Raw genomic sequence first — 3,348 nt, 5'->3', positions numbered from 1 at the left:
ATGCTCTCCCAACTGAGCTAAACCTCCAAATTAAAATAAAAAAAAAGAGCTGCACGGCAACGTCCTGCTTTCACAAAGGGAAACCCTTCACTATCCTCGGCGCTGGGAAGCTTAACGGCTGTGTTCGGAATGGGAACAGGTGGGGCCTTCCCGCCATCGTCACCGCACAGTGACTCTTCTTTTTTAGGGAGAACGTCGTTCTCTCAAAACTAGACAGTTGATTAACACGAAACAACACCATATACTCTTAAGCCACACCTTGTGGTTAAGTCCTCGACCGATTAGTACTGGTCCGCTCCACATATCGCTATGCTTCCACTTCCAGCCTATCCACCTGATCATCTTTCAGGGGTCTTACTTCCTTAAAGGAATGGGAGATCTCATCTTGAAGGGGGCTTCACGCTTAGATGCTTTCAGCGTTTATCCTGTCCACACATAGCTACCCAGCGATGCCAGTGGCCTGACAACTGGTACACCAGCGGTGTGTCCATCCCGGTCCTCTCGTACTAAGGATAGCTCTTCTCAAATCTCCAACGCCCGCGACGGATAGGGACCGAACTGTCTCACGACGTTCTGAACCCAGCTCGCGTACCGCTTTAATGGGCGAACAGCCCAACCCTTGGGACCGACTACAGCCCCAGGATGCGATGAGCCGACATCGAGGTGCCAAACCTCCCCGTCGATGTGAACTCTTGGGGGAGATAAGCCTGTTATCCCCAGGGTAGCTTTTATCCGTTGAGCGATGGCCCTTCCATATGGTACCACCGGATCACTAAGCCCGACTTTCGTCCCTGCTCGACTTGTAGGTCTCGCAGTCAAGCTCCCTTCTGCCTTTACACTCTACGAATGATTTCCAACCATTCTGAGGGAACCTTTGGGCGCCTCCGTTACATTTTGGGAGGCGACCGCCCCAGTCAAACTGCCCGTCTGACACTGTCTCCCGACCGGTTAACGGTCGCGGGTTAGAGTGGCCATACAGCTAGGGTAGTATCCCACCAACGCCTCCACCAAGACTGGCGTCCTGGCTTCATTGGCTCCTACCTATCCTGTACAAGCTGTACAGACACTCAATATCAAACTACAGTAAAGCTCCATGGGGTCTTTCCGTCCTGTCGCGGGTAACCTGCATTTTCACAGGTACTATAATTTCACCGAGTCTCTCGTTGAGACAGTGCCCAAATCGTTACACCTTTCGTGCGGGTCGGAACTTACCCGACAAGGAATTTCGCTACCTTAGGACCGTTATAGTTACGGCCGCCGTTTACTGGGGCTTCAATTCAGAGCTTCGCCGAAGCTAACCCTTCCTCTTAACCTTCCAGCACCGGGCAGGTGTCAGCCCCTATACATCTTCTTTCGAATTAGCAGAGACCTGTGTTTTTGGTAAACAGTCGCTTGGGCCTATTCACTGCGGCTGACCAGATGGTCAGCACCCCTTCTCCCGAAGTTACGGGGTCATTTTGCCGAGTTCCTTAACGAGAGTTCTCTCGATCACCTTAGGATTCTCTCCTCGACTACCTGTGTCGGTTTGCGGTACGGGCAGCCTACTTCTCACTAGAAGCTTTTCTTGGCAGTGTGACATCAGATACTTCGGTACTGTAATTTCCCTCCCCATCACAACTTGTCCTTAAGAAAAGAAGCATTTGACTCCTCTTCAGACTTGTTGCTTGGACACGCTATTCCATCAGCGTGCACATCTTAGCCTTCTGCGTCCCTCCATTGCTCAAACAAAGCAGACTGGTACAGGAATATCAACCTGTTGTCCATCGCCTACGCCTATCGGCCTCAGCTTAGGTCCCGACTAACCCTGGGCGGACGAGCCTTCCCCAGGAAACCTTAGTCATTCGGTGGACGGGATTCTCACCCGTCTTTCGCTACTCATACCGGCATTCTCACTTCTAAGCGCTCCACATGTCCTCACGATCATGCTTCTGTGCCCTTAGAACGCTCTCCTACCATAGAACCATTGGTTCTATCCGTGGCTTCGGTATCTTGTTTAGCCCCGGTACATTTTCGGCGCAGGGCCACTCGACTAGTGAGCTATTACGCACTCTTTAAATGATGGCTGCTTCTAAGCCAACATCCTAGTTGTCTAAGCAGCCCCACATCCTTTTCCACTTAACAAGAATTTGGGGACCTTAGCCGACGGTCTGGGCTGTTTCCCTTTCCACTACGGATCTTATCACTCGCAGTGTGACTCCCGGATCTACATAACATGGCATTCGGAGTTTATCAGGATTCGGTAACCCGATAAGGGCCCCTAGTCCAAACAGTCGCTCTACCTCCATGATGCACTATCCGAGGCTAGCCCTAAAGCTATTTCGGAGAGAACCAGCTATCTCCAAGTTCGATTGGAATTTCTCCGCTACCCACACCTCATCCCAGCACTTTTCAACGTACTTGGGTTCGGGCCTCCAGTGCATTTCACTGCACCTTCACCCTGGACATGGGTAGGTCACTTGGTTTCGGGTCGACGACGGCATACTCTACGCCCTATTCAGACTCGCTTTCGCTGCGGCTCCACCTCTTCGGTTTAACCTTGCATGACATCGTCACTCGCCGGTCCATTCTACAAAAGGTACGCCATCACCCGTTAACGGGCTCTGACTACTTGTAAGCACACGGTTTCAGGTGCTGTTTCACTCCCCTTCCGGGGTTCTTTTCACCTTTCCCTCACGGTACTGGTTCACTATCGGTCACTAGGGAGTATTTAGGCTTGGGAGATGGTCCTCCCGGATTCCGACGGAATTTCTCGTGTTCCGCCGTACTCAGGATCCCGGCTAGGCAGGTCCGGATGTCGCATACGGGGCTGTCACCCTGTCTCGCGCTGCTTTCCAGCAGCTTCTGCTATCCTTTACTGTCCATGTCGCCAGTCCTACAACCCCAGACTGCAAGCAGTCTGGTTTGGCCTCTTCCCGTTTCGCTCGCCGCTACTTGGGGAATCGCGTTTGCTTTCTCTTCCTGCAGGTACTTAGATGTTTCAGTTCCCCGCGTCTACCTTACCCATAGCTATGTATTCACTATAGGTATATCACTTGATGAAAAGTGATGGGTTTCCCCATTCGGAAATCTCCGGATCAAAGCTTACTTACAGCTCCCCGAAGCATATCGGTGTTCGTCCCGTCCTTCATCGGCTCCTAGTGCCAAGGCATCCACCGTGCGCCCTTATTCACTTAACCTGGCGGTTAAGAGTATTCATAGCGAATGAGAGTTTTGTCTTTGGAACAAAACTGTTCATTTAAATCTATTTCTCGGTGTTGTTTCTTAACATTTGTGTTTGTGTTGAATCAACTATCTAGTTTTCAAAGAACAAGGTTCTGAAGGATAAATCCCTCAAAACTACGCAAAGTA

General features: G+C 51.0%; 2 rRNA genes. Both read right to left on the bottom strand.

Annotation, left to right across the window (positions count from 1 at the left end):
- Positions 1 to 51: 51 nt before the first annotated feature.
- A 5S ribosomal RNA gene (gene rrf / locus ADIAL_RS06215) occupies positions 52 to 167 on the bottom strand.
- Between the two features lie 94 nt (positions 168 to 261).
- Positions 262 to 3,176 (bottom strand): 23S ribosomal RNA (locus ADIAL_RS06210).
- Positions 3,177 to 3,348: the final 172 nt, after the last annotated feature.

Origin of the sequence: Alkalibacterium sp. AK22 (assembly GCF_000585255.1) — a bacterium.
In the GTDB taxonomy this organism is placed as follows: Bacteria; Bacillota; Bacilli; order Lactobacillales; family Carnobacteriaceae_A; genus Alkalibacterium.
This window is presented reverse-complemented; position numbering and strand designations above follow the sequence as displayed.